The sequence below is a fragment of the Marivita sp. genome, assembly GCF_051859345.1.
In the GTDB taxonomy this organism is placed as follows: domain Bacteria; phylum Pseudomonadota; class Alphaproteobacteria; order Rhodobacterales; family Rhodobacteraceae; genus Marivita.
The window spans coordinates 1-3,702 of the sequence record NZ_JBHYFV010000089.1 but is presented as its reverse complement, the minus strand read 5'-3'; the positions used below and the strand labels follow the sequence as shown (position 1 = coordinate 3,702).

General features: G+C 60.9%; 4 protein-coding genes. 1 reads left to right on the top strand and 3 read right to left on the bottom strand.

The features are described from left to right. From ACTIEN_RS22015 to ACTIEN_RS22005, 3 genes are all read right to left on the bottom strand, one after another. On the bottom strand, nt 1-882 hold an 882-nt coding region (locus ACTIEN_RS22015; RefSeq protein ID WP_439525283.1), incomplete at its 3' end, for a plasmid partitioning protein RepB C-terminal domain-containing protein. 14 nt (nt 883-896) lie between these two features. Beyond that, nucleotides 897-1,775, bottom strand: a complete 879-nt coding sequence (locus tag ACTIEN_RS22010) for a ParB N-terminal domain-containing protein (protein WP_439525282.1) — start codon at nt 1,773-1,775, stop codon at nt 897-899. Between the two features lie 69 nt (nt 1,776-1,844). Further along, nucleotides 1,845-3,350, bottom strand: coding sequence for a recombinase family protein (locus tag ACTIEN_RS22005; RefSeq protein WP_439525281.1), 1,506 nt, complete (start codon nt 3,348-3,350; stop codon nt 1,845-1,847). A gap of 154 nt (nt 3,351-3,504) precedes the next feature. Between ACTIEN_RS22005 and ACTIEN_RS22000 the strand changes: the two genes are divergently transcribed. Next, nucleotides 3,505-3,702: transposase (locus ACTIEN_RS22000; protein ID WP_439525284.1), on the top strand; the 198-nt coding region annotated here is incomplete at its 3' end.

Here is a 3,702-nt window from a genome sequence, read left to right as displayed (position 1 = left end):
AAGCTTCGTCAGATAGGCCTTGGCAACGACGAGATTCAGCAGCTCCGAGCCATAGGATTTCTCGGCATCCTTGTACTTCTCCTGCACCTGGTTCATCTCGCGCTCGAGCTTGACGATCTGCTCGAGCGGATCGCCCTTGGGCTCTTCCGGCTTGGGCGGCGTGTAATCCGTGCGCTGCTCAGGCGGTGTGGCCTTCAGTAGCGCATCGGCATGGGCCGCCGTGATCGTATTGGCCGCGATCATCAGCTCGACCGCCTCGATCTGCCGTGCCGCCTTCATCTTGCGCAGATGGCGCGTCACATCTGGCGTGAACTGATGGTCGTTGAGCAGTTCCACCGCACGCGGGCAGATGCCGTGCAGCAGGTTGATCCGGCTGTTGATGGTCGAGAGATTGACATTGAAGGCACGCGCCAGCCGGTCTTTGCTGACGCCCTTGTCGATCGCGCGGCGCAGCATGTAATGCTCCTGCACGGTCGAGAGCCGATTGATTCGGTGGTTGTAGGTGTAGGTTTCGAAATCCTTGGCGATCAGGCAGGGCGCCACATCCTGGCCCAGTTCCTTGAGCGCCAGCACCCGCAGATTGCCATCGAGCAGCAGGAAGCCCGGCGCGTCCAGGTCGGGCTTGATCACCGAGAGCGGCTCGATCAACCCGATCTCGCGGATCGAGGACAGGATCTGCTTGAACTTGCGCGTGGTCATTACGCCATCGGGGACTTTTTTTGAAGGCATCAGCTCCTCGATCGGGATCTGATAGGTCTCGAGATCAAAGCCGAGGGTCAGGTTCAGCGGGGCCCTGGGATAGGCCTGCGCGCTGTCCTCTTCTGCGCTGGGCGGAGGAAAGGCACCGGGATAGATCGGCTTGACAGTGCTGGTCTGGGTCATGGGGGGGCTCCGTATCAGGCGGTTTCAATGCGATCGGCGAGGTATTTGGGCAGAGTGTCGAGACCTTCGGCGCGCAGCAGCGTCACAAAGTTCTCGTCGGCAAACAGCGTCTTGAGACCCTGGACCACCAGCAGGAGCTGCTGATGCGCATGCTCGGCCTTCAGCACCATCTTGTGCTGGCGGGCGACTTCCTTCTGGTAGATTTTCACCAGCGAATGCGCAGAATTGGGCAGCTTCGGGCGCGCGCCGGATTTCGGGCCCTTCTCGCGGCGCCTTTCCATGAGGCGCTTCGCGTCCGTCAGCTGGTGGCCCTTGAGCTGGCCGGTCTTGTAAGCCTCTTCCAGCATGTCGCCCAGATCGCCATCGTCATTCTTGGCCCGCGCGATCTCGAGCGCGGCCGTCAGCGGGATGGTGTTGTTCTGCACCGCCTCGATCAGCCGCTCCTCGCCCTTTTCCAGCAGGAAGACGATGTCGCGCACATATTTCTGCGAGAGCCCCGTGCGCTGGATGATGTCCTCGATGGTGTAATCCCGCGCGAGCAGCAGCTCGATATCGGCCAAAATCTCCAGCGGGCGGTGACCGCGCCGGGCGATGTTTTCCGCAAGCGACATGATGAAGGCGTCTTCATCGCTGACATCGACCACCAGCGCCGGGATATGGGTCTCGCCAAGCAGGCGGAAGGCATTGAGCCGCCCCTCGCCGCAGACCAGAAGAAAGGCGGGCGCCCCATCCGCCGCCTCGCGCTCTGTTACGGTGATCGGCTTCTTGAGACCGATGCTGCGGATGTTTTCGACGATCTCCTCGAAGACCTTCATGTTGCGGTCGCGCGAATTCAGCACCTCGATCCGCTCGATCGGCACCATGGTCACGCTGTCGGGTGTGTCAGGCAGCATGTGCAGGCCTCCCACACTGAGGAATGATATTCATGTTTTGTTCTCCATGGTGAGTTGCGAGATTATCTCTCAGGCCCATCGCTTCAGCACCCCCACGCGCGCGACCATGCCGTAGAAAAAGCCGAGATCATTGAAGCGAAAGGCCTCGAATGTGAGCGCAGTGCGGTTGCAGAGCCGGATTTCCTGCCGTGGCAGGTCGAGCCAGGGCAGCAGGTAGTAATCGAGCTCGCCTTGGTTCATCGGATCTAGCCGCACGGCCAGCGTGATGTCGGCCTGATAGCGCATAGGATCAAACCGGATGCGCCAGCGCAGCCGCCCGTCTGCCTGCGGCTGGCAGCGTGCCAGAACCAGACTGACCACCAACTCGTCATTGATGGTCAAGAGATCGGTCTTTGGGTCGCGCTGCACAGCGCCCCCGACCTCTGCAATCGCGGCCTCGGTGCGGGCGATGATCTCAGGGTGCATGGCGCGCAGGCGCTTATTCAGTGCAATGCGCTCATGATCTCGGTCCGTGCGATAGCCGATCATCTCATAGGCGCGCGCCAGCGAGCCGAAGCGGTTTCGATAGGCCGCGGACGAGGGCATATCGGGCGTTTGGTCGATCAGCACCCCCGACAGCTGGCCTGCATCGGCATAGAGGCGCTTCAGATGATCAAGCAGTTCTTCGTCTGACAATCGCGCCGAGCGCGCGGTGATGATCTCCTGCGCGGTCAGAAACATCTCAAGCGGCACGATCCCCTCGAACGCGCCCTCCTTGCGCACCCACATCTCGGGCGGGTTGTCGACATGCAGCTTCTTCAGCTTGAAGGAGCTGCGATTGTAGACATTATTGCCGATGTATTTCTCATTGGTCACGATCGTGCGCACCGTGCCGGGCGTCCAGGGCTTGTCGAGATCGGTGGCCACGCCAGCCTCATTCAGCCGATCGGCGATCTCGCGGAAACTCAGCTCTTCCTCGATCAGCCAGCGATACATGCGATTGACCCAAGCCACCTCTTCCTCGGGCCCAGGCATCAGGATCACGCGGTCGGTCTGCAGCGACTTGTGCTCACCGCGCTTCAGCTCGCCCTTGATATTGCCGCGCTCGTCCAGCAGCACCCGACGCAGGCCAAAGCCTGCGGGGCCACCTTGCCGATAGCCCAGCTCGATCAGGCGGCACTGGCCGGTAAAAACCTTGACCGACAACTCGCGGCTGTATTCACCGGCCATGGCGCGTTTGACGCCCTTGACGATGGTCGAGACAGGCGAGCCATCATTCTCGAATTGCTCTGCGCAATAGGCGATGTCGATGCCCGCGCGCTTACAAATATATTCGTAATACGCGCTCTCGTCCGCGTCCTGAAACCGCCCCCAGCGGCTGATGTCATAGACGAGGATCAGGTTGAAGTCCGCCGCGCCCGACTCGACATCCGACAGCAGTTTTTGCAGCGCCGCGCGTCCCTCGAGCGAGAGCCCGCTCTTGCCATCATCGGCATAAGTCCTGACGATCTCGATGCCGCGCTTTTCGGCATATTCGCGGATCTTGTCCGCCTGGTTGTTGGTCGAATACTGCTGATGCTCGGTCGACATGCGCACATATTGCGCCGCCCGAAATGCTGCCTGTGCCACCCCGCTGCCGTCCAACTCACCGCCTCCACTTTGTCCAGAACTTCGGGGACGTTTGCGTAGGGTCAGGACCCATTGATTTTGGACTCTCTGCCTGATTCAAGCTCCGAAAGGAGACTGGATGATGAGCAACCTTTTCTGGCTGACCGACGCGCAGATGGCGCGGCTGCAGCCCTTCTTTCCCAAGAGCCATGGCAAGCCACGCGTCGATGACCGGCGGGTGCTGAGCGGCATAATCTTCATCAACCGCAATGGGTTGCGGTGGTGCGATGCGCCCAAGGAATACGGCCCGCACAAGACCCTCTACAACCGCTGGAAGCGG